The organism is bacterium (genome assembly GCA_037128595.1).
In the GTDB taxonomy this organism is placed as follows: domain Bacteria; phylum Verrucomicrobiota; class Kiritimatiellia; order CAIKKV01; family CAITUY01; genus JAABPW01.
On sequence record JBAXWB010000009.1, the window covers coordinates 14,491 to 30,567 of the forward strand.

At 55.9% G+C, this 16,077-nt stretch carries 18 protein-coding genes; 15 read left to right on the forward strand and 3 right to left on the reverse strand.

Annotated elements, in window-relative coordinates; genetic code table 11:
* Positions 1 to 129: 129 nt before the first annotated feature.
* The 13 genes from WCS52_07105 to gmd all read left to right on the forward strand — a co-directional run bounded on the left by WCS52_07105 (position 130) and on the right by gmd (position 13,456).
* The gene (locus tag WCS52_07105) at positions 130 to 990 is read left to right on the forward strand and encodes a hypothetical protein (protein ID MEI6166946.1); all 861 of its coding nucleotides are present in this window, start codon (positions 130 to 132) and stop codon (positions 988 to 990) included.
* Between the two features lie 58 nt (positions 991 to 1,048).
* Positions 1,049 to 2,758 (forward strand): ATPase, T2SS/T4P/T4SS family, encoded by a 1,710-nt coding sequence (locus WCS52_07110; GenBank protein MEI6166947.1) that lies wholly within the window; start codon positions 1,049 to 1,051, stop codon positions 2,756 to 2,758.
* A complete protein-coding gene (locus tag WCS52_07115) occupies positions 2,755 to 4,002 on the forward strand; it encodes a type II secretion system F family protein (GenBank protein MEI6166948.1) in 1,248 nt (415 codons plus the stop codon). The genes WCS52_07110 and WCS52_07115 overlap by 4 nt, the downstream gene beginning before the upstream one ends.
* Before the next feature lie 13 nt (positions 4,003 to 4,015).
* On the forward strand, positions 4,016 to 4,429 hold the full coding sequence (locus tag WCS52_07120) for a type II secretion system protein GspG (protein ID MEI6166949.1): 414 nt from the start codon (positions 4,016 to 4,018) through the stop codon (positions 4,427 to 4,429).
* An 18-nt stretch (positions 4,430 to 4,447) separates the two neighbouring features.
* Positions 4,448 to 5,044, forward strand: a complete 597-nt coding sequence (locus WCS52_07125) for a GspH/FimT family pseudopilin (protein MEI6166950.1) — start codon at positions 4,448 to 4,450, stop codon at positions 5,042 to 5,044.
* Between the two features lie 3 nt (positions 5,045 to 5,047).
* Positions 5,048 to 5,458, forward strand: a complete 411-nt coding sequence (locus WCS52_07130) for a prepilin-type N-terminal cleavage/methylation domain-containing protein (GenBank protein ID MEI6166951.1) — start codon at positions 5,048 to 5,050, stop codon at positions 5,456 to 5,458.
* A gap of 5 nt (positions 5,459 to 5,463) precedes the next feature.
* Positions 5,464 to 6,255, forward strand: coding sequence for a type II secretion system protein (locus tag WCS52_07135; GenBank protein MEI6166952.1), 792 nt, complete (start codon positions 5,464 to 5,466; stop codon positions 6,253 to 6,255).
* Complete coding sequence (locus tag WCS52_07140; protein ID MEI6166953.1) at positions 6,252 to 7,349, forward strand: helix-hairpin-helix domain-containing protein; 1,098 nt, start codon at positions 6,252 to 6,254, stop codon at positions 7,347 to 7,349. Before WCS52_07135 ends, WCS52_07140 begins: the two co-directional genes overlap by 4 nt.
* 9 nt (positions 7,350 to 7,358) lie before the next feature.
* Positions 7,359 to 8,759: a PilN domain-containing protein gene (locus tag WCS52_07145; protein MEI6166954.1), complete on the forward strand. Its 1,401-nt coding sequence runs from the start codon at positions 7,359 to 7,361 to the stop codon at positions 8,757 to 8,759.
* Entirely contained in the window at positions 8,756 to 9,298 is a 543-nt protein-coding gene (locus WCS52_07150) for a hypothetical protein (protein MEI6166955.1), read from the forward strand. Before WCS52_07145 ends, WCS52_07150 begins: the two co-directional genes overlap by 4 nt.
* Before the next feature lie 21 nt (positions 9,299 to 9,319).
* Positions 9,320 to 11,725 (forward strand): type II secretion system secretin GspD, encoded by a 2,406-nt coding sequence (gene gspD, locus WCS52_07155; protein ID MEI6166956.1) that lies wholly within the window; start codon positions 9,320 to 9,322, stop codon positions 11,723 to 11,725.
* A gap of 19 nt (positions 11,726 to 11,744) precedes the next feature.
* Positions 11,745 to 12,371: a hypothetical protein gene (locus WCS52_07160; GenBank protein MEI6166957.1), complete on the forward strand. Its 627-nt coding sequence runs from the start codon at positions 11,745 to 11,747 to the stop codon at positions 12,369 to 12,371.
* Between the two features lie 65 nt (positions 12,372 to 12,436).
* Positions 12,437 to 13,456 carry a GDP-mannose 4,6-dehydratase gene (gmd, locus tag WCS52_07165; GenBank protein ID MEI6166958.1) on the forward strand — a complete coding sequence of 340 codons (1,020 nt, stop codon included), beginning with the start codon at positions 12,437 to 12,439 and terminating at the stop codon, positions 13,454 to 13,456.
* Positions 13,457 to 13,509: 53 nt separating this feature from the next.
* Here gmd and nfo read toward each other — a convergent pair whose 3' ends face one another.
* From nfo to WCS52_07180, 3 genes are read right to left on the reverse strand one after another with little or no spacing between them, the layout of a single operon-like run.
* A complete protein-coding gene (nfo, locus tag WCS52_07170) occupies positions 13,510 to 14,355 on the reverse strand; it encodes a deoxyribonuclease IV (GenBank protein MEI6166959.1) in 846 nt (281 codons plus the stop codon).
* 30 nt (positions 14,356 to 14,385) lie between these two features.
* Complete coding sequence (locus WCS52_07175) at positions 14,386 to 14,805, reverse strand: PIN domain-containing protein (protein ID MEI6166960.1); 420 nt, start codon at positions 14,803 to 14,805, stop codon at positions 14,386 to 14,388.
* Complete coding sequence (locus WCS52_07180; protein ID MEI6166961.1) at positions 14,805 to 15,038, reverse strand: DUF6364 family protein; 234 nt, start codon at positions 15,036 to 15,038, stop codon at positions 14,805 to 14,807. Before WCS52_07180 ends, WCS52_07175 begins: the two co-directional genes overlap by 1 nt.
* Before the next feature lie 303 nt (positions 15,039 to 15,341).
* On the opposite strand from WCS52_07180, the gene WCS52_07185 reads away from it, so the two are divergent.
* Together WCS52_07185 and WCS52_07190 are read left to right on the forward strand one after the other, a co-directional pair.
* On the forward strand, positions 15,342 to 15,608 hold the full coding sequence (locus tag WCS52_07185) for an AbrB/MazE/SpoVT family DNA-binding domain-containing protein (GenBank protein ID MEI6166962.1): 267 nt from the start codon (positions 15,342 to 15,344) through the stop codon (positions 15,606 to 15,608).
* The gene (locus tag WCS52_07190) at positions 15,596 to 16,039 is read left to right on the forward strand and encodes a type II toxin-antitoxin system VapC family toxin (GenBank protein MEI6166963.1); all 444 of its coding nucleotides are present in this window, start codon (positions 15,596 to 15,598) and stop codon (positions 16,037 to 16,039) included. The genes WCS52_07185 and WCS52_07190 overlap by 13 nt, the downstream gene beginning before the upstream one ends.
* Positions 16,040 to 16,077: the final 38 nt, after the last annotated feature.

Consider the following 16,077-nt stretch of genomic DNA (forward strand, 5'->3'; position numbering starts at 1 on the left):
ACTGTTAAAAACCATTAATTTGCCATATGCATGGCAGCCATACAAGCCTGAACGCTTCATTCAAATCCTCGCCGTTTGTCTGGCGCTTTAGCCGGGTTGTTGTAGAATAAAAGAACGAAGGACCACACGATGAAAATGAATTATAGAATTGCCCGTAGAGTGGTGATGGGGATTTTATCCACCGGCCTTGTCATGGGCGCAGGGGCCGAAGAGATCAAGGTTGGCGACACGGTGGAGGTGGTGGTTAAGGAATTGGGGAAACCGCAAGGCCGCATCACTTCGGGAGCCTACGATTTGTACATCTACCCCCGGGGAAAAGTGGAATTTAAAAATGGCACGGTGACCACGGTCGAACTGGTTACTGAAGAAGAGGCCACGTCACGACGCCTCGAGCTGGAACAACGACGGTTGGAAGCCGAGCAACGGACCCAGGAGGCCCAGGACCGACGACGGCTTGAAGGGAACAAGGTCCTGGCGGAACGGCTCGCCGATACCGCTTTCCGGGCTCAATCTGCCGGGGATCAACTGGCCTACTGGGATGTGTTTCGGAAACAATACCCTGAAATTGACATCGGTACCCTGTACGCCAATCTGGCCCGGCAGTCTCAAGCGGACCTGGATCAGGCCAGGATCCAGGAGCAGCTGGCCGACCTGCAACAGCGCACGGCCGCCGCCGAGGCCCGCGCCTTGCGCGCGGAGCGGGCCGCAGAAGAAGCCTATTGGTCACGGCCACCCGTGACCTACCTCGCCGCCCCCTGGATTCAAAGCTATTCCTCCTGGGGCCCCACGATCCCCCCATACACGTCCGACCATCCGCACACCAAACCGAGCAGAAGTACCGTGACGTATCCCCTTCCTGCTACCCACGCCGGGTCCATCCCGGTCCAGACCCGCACGATCCCGGCCGTTCCTTTCTCGCAAGCCGGCAGCTCCATCAGTTCCACCGGGACAACCCTCAACGGGAAATCGGGGCCAATCCACAGGCCCTGAAGGCATCTTTGGCTCTCACGTTGACTTAAAGGCTTCTGTTTCCTATAATTAATGGCCTATGACGACCGCATTGCCGACCAGTTTAACGGGATTGCTGAAACGCACCGGACTCTTATCTGAAGCCCAGATTGCCACCCTGCTCCAGCACGCCCAGCAAAATGATCTTTCCATCACCCGGTCCGCCGTGGCCCAGGGGTTCACCACCGAAGACGCCTTTCTCGAATCCCTCGCCACCGTCCTGCATGTGCCCTTCCTGCGGCTTGGCACCATTGCCATTGACGGAGCCATTCTTGAAAAACTACCCACCCGTACGGTCTTCCAATACAATGTCATTCCCTATGCCATTGAAAACGGGGCCTTGATGGTGGCCACCAATGATCCGTTTGACAGCGGTCTGGTGGATGCCCTCCGGCTCGCCTCCGGCATGCGGGTGAAACTGGCCCTGGGCCTGCTCAACGATATCGCCAACGCCACCAAGAAATTCTACGGCGTCGGCGCTGACACGATGGAAAAACTGATGCAGGATGACCATCGCATTGAGGTGGCCCCTGATGAGGCCCTCATGAAAACCGACCTGGGCGAACTCGACCAGGAGGCCTCCATTGTCCGTTTCGTGAACCAGATCATCTGGGAGGCCTACCAGGAACGCGCCACGGATATCCACATGGAACCCATGGAGACCCAGCTGCGCATCCGTTACCGGGTTGACGGGGTCTTGCACCAGACGCCGCTCCCCGCCCAACTCTCCCGGTTCCAGGCGGCCATCATTTCGCGTATCAAGGTAATGGCCAACATGGACATCGCCGAGAAGCGACTGCCCCAGGATGGGCGTATCGGCATGCGCATCCAGGGCGAAGATATCGACATCCGCGTTTCCACCCTGCCCACCGCCTACGGGGAAAGCGTCAGTCTGCGGTTGCTCATGCGCGGCAAGGAATTCATCGGGCTCCGCCAGCTGGGACTGCGTGAACGCGACGAAACCATTATCCGGAAAATCATTGAAAAGCCGAATGGGATCATCCTGGTGACGGGCCCCACAGGTTCGGGAAAATCCACCTCGCTCTACGCCTATCTCCACGAGATCAATACCATCGACCAGCGCATCATCACGGTGGAAGACCCCATTGAATACGAAATGGCCGGCATCAACCAGTGCAACGTCAAATCGGAAATCGGACTGACCTTTGCCAATGCCCTGCGCTCCATCCTGCGGCAGGACCCGGACATCATCATGATTGGTGAAATTCGCGACTTTGAAACGGCAGAAATCGCCATCCGGGCCTCCCTGACCGGTCATCTGGTGTTCAGCACCCTGCACACCAACGATGCCGGCGGCGCGGTGACCCGGCTGCTCGACATGGGCGTGGAACCCTTCCTGGTGGCGTCTTCGCTTGAAGCGGTCGTGGCTCAACGGCTGGTGCGCCGGCTCTGTCCGGCCTGTAAACGCCCGGTCACGAATCCGGATCTAGCCCTTCTGGGAAGTCTCGGCTTTCCCCTCGAAAAAATCGCCACCGCCACCATGCAGGAGCCGGTCGGGTGCGAGAAGTGCCGCATGACCGGTTTTCGCGGGCGAACCGGCCTGTACGAACTACTGGCCATTTCCGAGGGGATCGAGCATCTGATCCTGCAACGCTCCTCCTCCAATGCCATCAAGCAAAAGGCCGTCGAAGAAGGCATGCAAACCCTGCGCGATGACGGTTGGATCAAGGTGCTGGAAGGCATTACCACCGTGGAAGAAGTCGTCCGGGTGTCGGAGGATGCCGATTGATTTTCAACTACATAGCCAAGGATAAAGCGGGCCAGCGCGTGGAAGGGTCCCTGGAAGCCAATGACCGCCTGACCGCGCTGCGTCAGGTGGAAAAGAAGGGCTATACCCCTGTTTCGATTGCCGCCGAAACCGCATCGAGCAAACCTAAAGCGGCGAAATCAACCGCCGCCCCTTCCAAATTCGGCTTCAATTTCAACAAGACCCCGCGCATGAAGCCCCGTGAAATCCTGGTCTTTTCCACCGAACTGAGCGACTTGCTGGCCTCCGGCATGAACTTGGGCCAGGCCTTGTCGACCCTGGCGAACCGGAAAACGGGGTCGGCTTCGGATGACATCATCCGGGACCTACGCGATCAGATCATTCAGGGAACCACATTGTCCGACTCCATGGCCAAACATCCCAAATCATTCCCCTCCCTTTACGTCAGTATGGTGAAGGTGGGTGAGGCCAGCGGCGCCCTGGCGGAAATCATGTTACGCCTGGTCGAGCACTACGAGCGCGTACAGGACTTGAAGGAAAAAGTGGTGATGGCCCTGGTGTATCCCGCCATCGTGCTCGTCATGGGATTTGCCACCATGGTCTTCTCGATGGTGTTTGTGATCCCGAAATTTTCCGCCATCTTCCTCGAAATGGGAAGCACCCTGCCGCTGCCAACCCGCATGCTGATCGGCCTGAGCCAGGGGATGCTGAAATACGGCTGGCTGGCCGTAGGCTTGGCGGCACTGGGCGGGTTCCTGCTGAACCGCTACCTGAATACGACTGAGGGAAAACATAAGTGGCACCGCATCCAATTGAAGGCCCCGTTCATCAAGGGGATCGTGGCCGCCAGCACCTATGCCAATTTCGCCCGCACCCTGAGCACCCTCCTGAGTAACGGCGTGCCCGCCCTGCAAGCGTTGACCATCGTCGAAAAAACGGTTGATAACGTGGTGATTGCCGCCGAAATCCGGAATGCCCGCGACCGGGTGACCGACGGCACCACCATCTCCGGGCCGCTGGCGGCGGGCAAGGTCTTCCCCCCCCTGATGACCGACATGCTGGCCATTGGCGAGCAGACCGGCGATATGGCCAGTGCCCTCAAGCACATTGCCCACCGTTACGAAAATGAATTGAACCGCAATGTGAAACTGTTCACCACGGCCCTGGAGCCCATCCTGATCGTGGTCGTCGCGCTCCTGGTCGGATTTATTGCGGTCAGTATTGTCATGGCTGTGTTTAACATCACAAGCGGGTTAGGGGTCTAATAAAGGAGAAATCATGAATATGAACACGTTCGCATCCGTCCTGTTATTGAAATCAGAAAAGTCTCATTCACGCGCCGGCTTCACACTGGTCGAAATCCTGCTCGTGGTCGCCATCCTGGGAATCCTGGCAGGTGTGGCCGTGGTCAGCCTCAAGGGGCGGACCCAGGCCGCGAACATCACGGCGGCCCGCACGAGTATTCAGGCCATTGCCACGGCCATTGACACCTATGAGGTGGACAATGGCGTCTATCCGCCCAGCTTGCAGAATCTGCTGACCAAAGCCAGCGAACTGAACTGGAACGGCCCCTATTTAAAGGATGGCCGCATGCCCAAAACGCCCTGGGGTGAAGATTTTGTGTATGCGCTCAAAGGGGATGTGTATGAACTCAAGGCCCGTAAACCCGACGGGGAGTTCGTTACCAATTAATTGAAAATCGAAGCTTCCATGCCAGGGCTCCCCCACTCCCGCCGTCCCGGTTTCACCCTCGTTGAAATCCTGATGGTTCTTGCCATCATGGGAATCATGACGGTGGTAACCATGCCCTCGCTGGTCAAGTCCATCCGGGGCAACCGGCTGAGAGTGGGTACCCGGACCATCGTCATGGCGGCAAATTACGCCCGGACCAGCGCCATTCTGAGGAATCAGGAGATGAAACTGACACTCGACAAGGGAAATAATCAAGTGAGCGTCGACCCGCTGCGGTCCGCCGCTCCCGCCCTTCCGGGTGATCAGATCTTCCAAACGGAACCGTCAACACCCCTGACTGGAACGCCCCCGCCCGATCCCGATGCCCCCGCAGAAACGGGAACCAGCGCTGCGCCCTTCACCAGTATCATCCGCAAGTTGGACGCGGTACAAATTGAATCCTTTAGTGTGGAAGGGAAGAAAGACAGCCTGAAAGGGGATGCGGCCACCATCCTGTATCAATCGAACGGCCGGTGCACGCCCTTCGAAGCGCGTGTCGTGGACGAATTCGGCAGCAGTATGGTCATTACTGTGGATGCCATCGGATCTGTCAAGGTTACGCAGAAAGGGGATTAAGACGTGATCAGACGCTCCAAAGCCGGCATGACTCTCGTTGAAATTCTCATGGCGCTCGCGATTCTGGCGATTTCGGCCGGCGTTCTCATGACCGCCACCTCGCGCTGCCTCGCCGTCGTCAGTACGGCCAAGAATTACTACGAGGCCCGCCGTATTCTTGAAACCGGTGAACTGGACTATCCGTTGCTGGTGGTTAAGAAGAAAAATGAAAAGGACCTGAAAGCCCTGAACCTGAATGTGGGCCCCATCGACTATCCGCGTAACTTCACCTATCAACGCACCTCTGAACGGGATGCCGATAAAGAGGACCTGATGATCGTCAAGACCCGGGTCTCCTGGTCGGCGAAAGGGAAAGCCTCGTTCGAGGAAGTCACCAGCTACTTATACTTTACCAATGATGTGACCGGACTTTGAACCTCATGAATTCAGAATCCAGAATACAGAATCCAGAATCTTCCGGTAGTCATCGGACTCCGGCCTCCGGACTCCTGTCTTCAGGCGTCTCACGCCTCACCTCTCACGTCTCACGTCTTACGTCTCACGGATTCACCCTGATTGAGCTTCTGGTGGCCTTATCCATCATGACCCTGGTCTGCGGGGCGTCCTTCATGCTCCTGTCTTCGGTCAGCAAGGCCTGGCAGCGGGGAACGGCGTTAAGCAAAGATCTGCATGCCGGCGATTTTGTGATCGAGCAACTCGTGGGGGCGCTCCGCTCGGCCCGGTACCGCAATGGCGAAGACGGGTTGATCCTCAAGAAAAGCGGAAGCGGGAAGACGGCCTCCGACAGCATTTCCTGGGTCAAAGAGGGATCGGATCTGGTCGGCGTCAACTCCTATATGGCCAAGACGTTTCATCATGTCCGCTTTTTTATCGGACAGGACAAGAAAGGGACACGCGGCGCCGCCTATACCGCCTGGGGCGATGAGTACCTCCAACCGGAAGACTTTGATCCCGAGACCCTTGAGCCGGAAGTGCTCTCCGACCGGATTATCGGCCTGGGCGTCCGCGTGGCGACCAATGATTTTGAAACCGAGAAAATCGAGTGGTTGGATGAGTGGGAAGGCCGCTGCACCGCCGGGGGGGACCTCACCAACCATCTTCCGCGTTTTATCGAGATCACGCTCTATATGCAGCCCCTGGAAGAGGGTAACGAACCGCTTGAGATGCGCCGCCTGATAGATATTCCCATTGCCAAAGAGGGGTTACGATGAAACGCGGCTCAGCCTTAATCATTGTACTCTGGGTGGTCGCCCTCCTGTCAGTCCTGATCGGCGGCTTCGCCTTTGACATGCATGTGGAATCAAAAATCGTGTCGTACCTCCGCAAACGTCTTAAAGCCGAGTATCTCTCCAAGGCAGGGCTGGAATATGCCCAGGTCCTGCTGATTCACAGCCAGGAGGTTAAAGGCAAGGGAGACACCGAGGAGCTGAAGGGCAAATACTGGTACGATGCCGCCAAACGCCTGCGCCAGGGCTATGCCGTCATGGGCTTGACCGAGAAACTCGGTGAAGGCACCTTTGTGCTGGATATCCTCCCCGAACCCGCCCTGAGAAATATTAACGCCTTGAAAGATGAGGATTGGGAGCGGATATTCAAGCTGAGCGGCGTCCCGGAAGACCAATGGAGCGAGCTGATTGACTGCCTCAACGACTGGCGGGATCCCGATGATCAGCCTAATCTGGATGGAGCGGAAACCGATGACTATTACGCCCGGCTTGACCCGCCTTACAAGGCGCGAGGCCACAGTGAAAGCGGGTCTAGCTCCAAAACCCCAAAAGTCACCACTCCTAACAAATTCGTCAATTTAGACACCATTGAGGAACTCCTCCTGATCAAAGGGTGGAGCTATGCCATCCTCTACGGCGGTTATATGGACGAGGGGGACACCAACACCGTCGCCCTGACCGGCATTGCAGACCTGTTGACCGCCAACCCCGAAGCCGGGGAAACGGTCAATATCAATGCCGCCTCGAAGCGGGTATTGATGACCCTGCCCGGCATTGACAGCACCCTGGCGGATGCGATTATTTCCGAGCGGGAGAAGGGGGGCAGACAAGGTTTGACAGGAAGCGCGCAAATAAGTGAAGATTACTTTTTTACAGACGTGAATAACCTGTTCAGCCGGGTCCCGGAGCTGAGCAAGCTCACGGCTGAGGAGCAACAGCGGCTGAAAGCGCTGGGAGGAACCGTGTCCTCCGTGCTCCGGGTGCGTTCATCCGGAGTGGTGCACGGGGTTGAATACCGGATGACGTCCACCTTGGGAGGGGATCCCTCGAAAAATGGGAACCCGACAATACGTAAATAAGCGACGATTATGGCTGGAAAAGTCCTGACAAGTTTAGCTGTGCGGTCCCGCTCACTGGAGTGGGCCGTCCTGCATAAGGCCGGCGAAAAACAAGTCCTGCCCCCTACCCGCTCGGTTGAACTGGAGCTTGGCGAAAATCAAAAGGATCTTCTCGCGGGCATCCAGGCCGAACGGGACCGGCTGATAGAAGAGATCCGGACCAAATGCGGCCGCATCCCCGCCCCCGTCAGCATCGGGATTCCCGCCTCGTGGGTGCTGCTGCGCATTGCGGAACTGCCCTCCGGCAGTCCTGACGAGATCAAGAGCATGGCTGAACTTCAGATCGACAAGTTCTCGCCCTTCCCGATTGACGAGTCGGCCTTCTCCTATGAACTCCTGTCAGAGCAGAACGGTCGCTGCCGCCTGTTGTTAAGCGCGATTCGCACCGAGACCATCAACCTCCTGGCGGACGCCTTGAAAGCTGCCGGCATCGAACCCAAATGGGTGGACATCAACCTGCTGGGCTGGTGGCAGTTGCTTCAAGATGCCGGCAAAGTTCATGCGGCGGGGGTCCAGATTTTCATTATTCTGGAAGATGCCACGTGTGACCTCATCATCACCTCTGCCGGCATTCCCCTTTCCATGCGCTCGTTGAGCGGAATGAATGACATGCCCGCCAGTGAAGCGGATGAGGAAATTGCCAGGGAAACCGCCTTGACACTAGCCTCATTGGATCTGGACCGGGAGGGGGAACAACCGGCGTCCTTCACCATCTGGCACCGGGGCGATAGTCCGGCCGGCCTTATCGGGATTTTTGAAAGCCAGTTCCAGATTACCGCCCACCCCGAACCGCTTGATTCCCTTCCGCCCCTTGCCGAAGGCTTGCTCAAACGGACCGAAACACGGACGGACGGCAGAATGGATCTCGCCCCGGTTGCCTGGCTGCAAACGGAAACCGCCCTGCGGACCAAACGACGGGTCATCCTGTTCTCGATCATTGCCGCCTCAATCTGGCTGACCGGCATGCTCGCCCTGTTCGGGGGCCTTCAATTTCAGCGGAACAGCATCAACTCCCTCACCAGTGAGCTGACCGAACTCAAGGCGCCGGCCGAGAAGGTTAAAGCAATCCGGGAACGGACCCAGGGGCTGACCAAATATATGGACCGGTCCTTCTCCGGTCTGGAGTGCCTGCGTGAAGTCAGCGACCGGTTGCCCCCCGGGATTACGCTCAAGTCTTTCAATTACCACAAGAACAAGAACCTGGAAATGAGCGGAGAGGCGGACGAGTACGCCCTCATTGCCGACTTCAAGAAGGATCTTGAGCGCTCCAAGCTGTTTGTGGCCTCAGACCTCACCCGGACCCGACGCACCAAAGAGGGCAAAGAGGAATTCAAGATTATCTGCACCCTGCCGGGAGGTGAGCAGCCATGAAGATTTCACCACGGGAAATGATATTGGTGTGGGTGACCGGCGTGGTCGCACTTGGCGGCCTGACGTTTTTCCTGGTCGACCCCCAAATCAAAGAGTGGAAAGTGTTGGCGGACAAGAAATCCGCGTTGGAACGCGATGTTGAAAAACAAAAATACCTGATCTCCCAGGCGCCGAAATGGGACGCCCAGCTTAAAGCCCTCAAGAAAAAGCTCCCGACCCACCCGCAAGGAAAGGACGTCAGCACGGATCTCCAGATTCTCATTGAGCGGCTCGCCAAGGCCAATGGCCTGAACCTGATCAGCCGCGATGCCGAAAAAGAGACCCTCAAGGGGAGCATGTATGAAGTTGCCATCAACTGCAAATGGGAGGGAAAGCTGGCCTCCCTGACCCGTTTCCTCTTTGATCTGCAAAAGGAAGATGTTATTTTGGACATCAGTCAGTTAAGCATTTCTCCGAATGAGAAGCTGGTTTTGCGTGGGGGATTCACGATTTACTGTTCGTATTCAAGGGTCTCCCCCGCCAGTGGCGAAAAAGAATAACCGAAGTCAAAGGCTATAAAAATGATGTCATTCCAGTACACGCTTCGAAGGTTACTCGGGATACTGGTGCTTACCGGGTCCCTCTTGCCTCACTCGCCCGTGCAAGCGCAAGGACTCCCCCCTGCCGTGCGTCCCGTCCCGCAACCGGGGGTCACCCGCGCCGTGGGAGTCAAGACCGACACCAATCGTACCGTGGAGTTGAAATTCAATCAGGCCACACTGGATATGGTGCTGCAATATTACTGCTCGGAATTGACCGGCCGCACCCTCCTGCAGGCCCCCAACGTCAATGCCGTGATTACATTGCGAAGCCAAACGGAACTGACGATTCCCGAGGCGATCCAGGCCATCAAGGCCGTTCTGGCCATGAATAACATTGCGTTGGTCAATCAGGGGGACAAGTTCGTTAAAGCCGTCCCGATTACGTCCGCCTCGCAGGAAGGTCTGCAGATCCAAACCAACCAGGCCGACCAGGTCATTCATCCGGAAACCGACGAACTGGTCAGCGAAGTCGTTCCTTTGAAATTCATTGACCCGGCCGAGGCCCAGAAAGCCATAACAGGACTGATCCACACGTACGGCAAGATCCTTCCTCTGGAACGGATTAACAGCCTGATGATCGCCGACACGGCCGTCAACCTCAACCGCATCAAGGATATCCTGACTCGGATTGATCAGCCACTGGACATCAAGGAATCCATCCATATCCTGATCATGCACAATTCCAAACCATCGGACATCAAGACGAAGCTGGAAGAGATCATTGCCGACCAGAAAGATAAAGAGAAACAGCCCACCGTCCGCCGCTTGAACACCTCGGGCGCGCCCGGCGTCGACACCACCCCCGCCACCATTCCCGGGGTTATCCGCGCCCGCAGCGTCATGCCCGCCATCGGAGGCACCAAGGCCGGGGGTTCGGACGCTACCGACAGCGACTCCGGTGACGACCGGATGATCCGGGGGAACGTGAAGGTGATTGCGGATGACCGGACCGGAACGCTGATCATTATCACCCGCCAGGAAAATATGAGATTTTTCGAGCAGGTGGTGTCCGCGCTTGATATCGGAACAGCCCCCGACGTCACCATTGAAGTCATCCGTCTTGAATATGCCGACGCCGAGGAAGTGGCCTCCATGCTGAATGCCTTGATCGGTGCCGCCACCAGCACCACATCGAAGAGTTCCCCCACCAAAAAAACAAGTACCACCAGTACGACCCGTCCGGATGGCAGCCCGGGCGCGACGACGAGTTCGACGACCACCCGCGAAGAGCCGCGTAGCAGCTACCAGTTGCAGGAATTTATTGACCAGCAGCGGCAATTGTCAGGTGCCAAAGGAGCCGAGGGCAAAACCAAGGTTGGGCAACTTTCTGCTGAAAACATTAAAATCCTGGCTGACAAACGCACCAATGGCCTGATTCTCATGGCCAGCAAAGGCGACATGGCCGCCCTGAAGGATATTTTAAAGGGGATGGATGTCATGCTCTCGCAGGTGTTGATTGAAGCCGTGATCATGCAGGTGTCGCTTGATAAAAACCTGGAACGGGGTGTGGACTGGGTCCAACGCTCCATGATCGCCTATGACAAAACCGCGAGCGGCGGCAGGGATCCGTTATTTGCATTTGCCGGCCAAGGGGGCGGCGGGAAAACGGTTCCCATCAACGCCTCCTCCGTCAACAACTCGGCAGGCATCGGCGGGGCCGGCGGCCTGACTTACTACTTCACGCAATTTGGCCTCAACATTGATGCGGTGATCAAAATGTCACAAAGCGACAATCGGTCAAAAATCATCGCATCACCGGTAATCCTGACTACCGACAATAAAGAGGCGAAAATCGACGTCTCTGAAGAACGCTATTTTTACAAGGGAGTGACCTACACGGGATACACTGGCACCTCAGGCGCACAAGCAACCCCCAATGTTGAAGCCCGAAAAGTGGGACTTTCCCTGACCGTGACCCCCCGCATTAATGCCAAAAAGTTTGTCGTCATGGAAATCGCACAGAAAATTGAAAACGTCAACGGGACACAGACCATTTCAGACTCAAGCGGGAACAATGAGTGGCCTATCGTCGCGTCCCGCGAAATGAATGCCTCGGTTTCTGTAAGAAGCGGCGAAACCATTATTCTTGGCGGGCTTGTAGAAAACAACAATACAGCGAACAAAAACGGCATCCCCTTCCTCAACAAACTCCCTTTCCTTGGCTTCCTGTTTGGTTCAGCCACTGATACGGGGAAACGCGCGGAGATCGTGGTCTTTATCACCCCATATGTTCTCGATTCGCCGGAAGAAATTGAAACGGAGTCAGCCCGACGTAAGGCCGCCTTAAGTGCTGACTCTGCGGGGCTTTGGGAAAAGGGCTGGTCTGACAGCAATCTGGCCGATCCGCCCCAAAACCGGCGCGGCATAAAAAGTCTTCTGAAATAACGAAAGGATCCACGATTTTATGAAACCAGCCTATTTATTGACGATGACGCTGATTGCCTGCATGGGCACAGGATGCAGTTCTATCAAGGTAATTGAAGGAAGTGTCACCCCCCCGAAATGGGTAACCGACACCTCCCTTGCCTCAAACTGTGACCCCACCAACTACGTGTATGCCAGCGGGATGTCCACTTATACGCTGGTCCTGGAGGAAGGCATTAATGATGCCCGCCATGACGCCATTCGCAAACTGGCCGAACGGGCCGGAGTCGCCGCCGAGGACATTTACCGGACCAGTCGCAGTGACAAGTACAGCTCGACACAAACCGGTATGCCGAATGTACCCCAGGTGATTCAGAATTCACACAAGGCCGTTCAAACCACCAGCAAAGTGGAATCCAAAACCACACTGACACCCCAAGCCACCCACACCACTCAAATCCGGCTTCATGACGTTGATCAAGCCTTGATCTGCTACACCATCTGGCAGTACGGCCCAAGCTGGTGGGCGCGAACGTGGGAGGGCGACACGGCCCTGCGCTTTTATGATGTCTACGTGCTCATGCGTTGTCCCAAAACAGAATTTGAGGCGGCCCTTAAAAGGGAGCGATCCTCCGACGGCTATGAGACCGGCCCGGCTAAGCCATAATTTACGCTTTTCATGGGAGACCTTTCCCATTACTCTTCCCGGACTTTACGAACAAGGGGAATATTATGAGTAATGCAAAAAAAGCGCTAGTTACAGGGATTACGGGACAGGATGGCTCTTATCTTGCAGAATTGCTTCTGCAGAAGGGCTATGAGGTTACAGGCATTGTCCGTCGCTCCAGTTCGATCAGTCGTACCCGTATCGACCACCTCCTCGACCGGAATCTTAACCTCCACCTTGAATACGGCGATCTGGCGGACAGTTCCTCCCTGAGGCACGTCATGACCAAGGTTCAGCCGGATGAGGTTTACAACCTGGCCGCGCAATCCCACGTCCGCATCTCTTTTGATCAGCCGGAATATACCGCTGATGTCACGGGACTGGGCGTCCTGCGGGTGCTGGAGGCGATTCGCGACTACAACAACGCGACCGGCGCCAAAGTCCGCTTTTACCAGGCCTCCTCCTCTGAAATGTTCGGTGCCGCCAAGCCCCCGCAAAGCGAAGCGACCCAGTTCCACCCCCGCAGCCCCTATGCCGTGGCCAAAGTAGCCGGGTTCTGGCAAACGGTTAACTATCGTGAATCCTATGGCATGCATGCCAGCAATGGCATCCTGTTCAACCACGAGAGTGAACGGCGCGGTGAAAATTTTGTAACCCGCAAAATCACCCGGGCCGCCGGCCGGATCAAGGTCGGACTCCAGAAGACGCTTTCCCTGGGCAATCTTGACGCCAAACGGGACTGGGGCCATGCCCGTGACTACGTCGAGGCCATGTGGTTAATGCTACAACAGGAACAGCCTGATGATTACGTGGTGGCCACAGGGGAATCCTACAGCGTCAGGGCATTTCTGGATGAAGTCTTCGGACACCTGAACCTCAACTGGCAGGATTACGTCAAAATCGACCCGCGTTTTTATCGTCCCGCTGAAGTGGATTACCTGTTGGGTGACCCCAGCAAGGCCATGAAGGCCCTCGGTTGGAAGCCGAAAATCACCTTCAAGGAACTCGCGCGCGTTATGACGGAATTTGACTTGGAACTCGCCCAACGCGAGGCCCATGCCGCTTCGTTTAACGGAAAACCGTAAAGTCGAAAAAAATTCAAACTCGCTAAAAGCCGATCCTTAACAGGATCGGCTTTTTAGTTTTCGGCCATTTCCGTCAACTGCTGGAGTTCTTTTCCCCAGAGTTCCTCGTTCGGAGTCTCCAGCACCAGCGGCATGGCTTCGAACCGTGCGTCCCTCATGATGCACTTGAATACGTCAATTCCGAGAAGCCCGGCACCCAGTGACTCATGCCGGTCCACATGTGAGTTAAATGCCACCTTGGAGTCGTTCAGATGCATGCCACGCAGGTAATGCATGCCCACCGTTTGCGTAAAGTGTTCCATCGTCTTGAGAAACCCGTCCCGCTTGCGTATATCATACCCTGCCGCGAAGGCATGCATGGTGTCGAGACAGACCCCGATGCGGGTCTTATCCTCCACCCCATCGATCATCGCCCTGATTTCCTCGAACGTTGAGCCGAGATTCCCTCCACTGCCCGCCGTATTCTCGATCACCACCGTCACGCCAACCGTTTCTGACAGCGCCGTATTGATGGATTTCGCCACGCGTTCGCAGGCCTCCTTTGGCGTGATCAGGCGCAGGTGGCTGCCCGGATGGAGATTCAACTTATCCAACCCGAGCGCCGCGCACCGCCTCAACTCGTCCAGGAGTGCGGCCATGGACTTTGCATGCGCCGCCGCATCCGGATTTGCCAGATTGATCAGATACCCCGCATGAGGCATGACCTGGGCCGCCGTATACCCATCGGCCTTCATCTGGGCTTTGAAGGCCGCCTGGGTGGACGCCGCATAAGGCGCCGCCGTCCACTGGCGCTGGTTCTTGACAAACATGCCAAACCCGGTGGCCCCTAGCCCCTTGGCGTTGATGGGGGCATTCTCCACCCCGCCTCCAATCGACACATGTGGTCCGACGAAATACATGAATCCTCCTTTTCACAAGTTTACGAACGATTAAGCCCTCTCGGTCATGAGGACAAGCAGTTCTTCAGGGGTAATGGCGGGAATCCGGGAGTTCTTGAAATCGCTAACGTTTCGCGAAACAATATATTGGGAATGTCCCGCCTCCGCCAAACTTGCCACCACGGCATCTTCAAAATCCGGCATGTTCAGGCTTCTGGCCCGAATGAACGCCTTCTGCCCGGCAGGGATGACCTTCAATGTTGAAAGCAACCAGTCAATGGTTTGGCCCGCTTTAGCGTGCCCGACATATTTTGCGACAATGTAATGAATGGTTGTGAGCGCATGGGCTGGAATCTGTCCGGAGAGTTTCCGCTTGGCCACGAGGCCTAGTATTTTCCCGGACGCGGCATAATGCGGGTCACGTTTCTGGATCACATCCAGCAAAACATTCAAGTCAATCAGGACTTGCATCAGGATTTCTTCATGTGATGCGCATGATATTCCGCCCGGGCGTCCACCTTGGACGGGACGATGCCTGAAATCGCTTTAATCTCGGCGGGCATGTCACCTTCCGTCGATGACTGCAACCGGGCCAGATAGCGACCGACCAAGGCCGTGAGGGAAAATCCGCTGCGCCGAGCATAAGCCTTTGCAAATTCAAGTTCCGAGATCGGCAACCGTATGGTCATCTTAGCATCATTCATAAGTATCCTTCTTCCTGTTGTATGGCAATTATTAGCGGAATGTACGGCATAGTCAATGCCGGACATGGAGATCCATCCGTAGTCATCGTAGCACCCATTTAACAAGATACAGACATTTCGACGGGATTCTGTCAATTCAGTGGTGTTGACCTATGATATCCGAGGGACAGACAACCTGTGCACAAGTCATTGATGCTCAAAGCTTTATTTTTTCGATTGAATTACTGTCGATTTATTTGACTTTGAAAGGACTGAGAATGCACATGATTGACACGATAAATGCCATTTGGCATAATGAATGGCATGAAAGCTGAATTGAGTATTGATAAAGCTGGGCGGGTCGTTCTTCCTCAAGCGATTCGCCGTCAATTTCATCTGGTTGCTGGTGACCACCTTGATCTACAAATATTACCCGATGGAATATTCTTGAAAGTCCATGATCGCCAGGCACATCTGGTAGAAAATAATGGGCTTCTGGTTCATGAGGGAGAACCAACCGGAGATCTCAACCAAGCCGTTGAACTAAGCCGGTCAAGCCGTGATGCAGAAGTGCTGGGATGGCGGAAATGACGGTCTTTTGTGACACATCCGTTCTGGTTGCCGCTTGCATCCATAAGCATCCACATTATGAGCGGGCACGCCCGATCTTGGAGTCTATCGCCAGCGGTGAAAAAGTCGGCTTTGTTTCAGCTCATAGTTTGGCGGAGGCTTTTTCTGCATTGACCTCGGTACCAATCACTCCGCGGATCCTGCCGTCCGAAGCTAGAGATATTATCGCCACGAATATCAGGAAGCACTTCCAACTGGTGGCCGTCACGGCTGAAATGTATCAACGGGCAGTTGAAGTCTGTGTCGGATGCGGGCTTGGAGGCGGTAAGGTCTACGATGCCTTGTTGCTCGAGTGCGCCCGCCTGTCTCAAGCGGATCGGATCTACACTTTCAACCTTCAGGATTTCCGCCGGCTGGCCCCGGATCTTGTGCCCCGTATTTCCGCACCGTGACGGGTAGCTCCCACCGCAAGGCCCATGCGTATGCATAC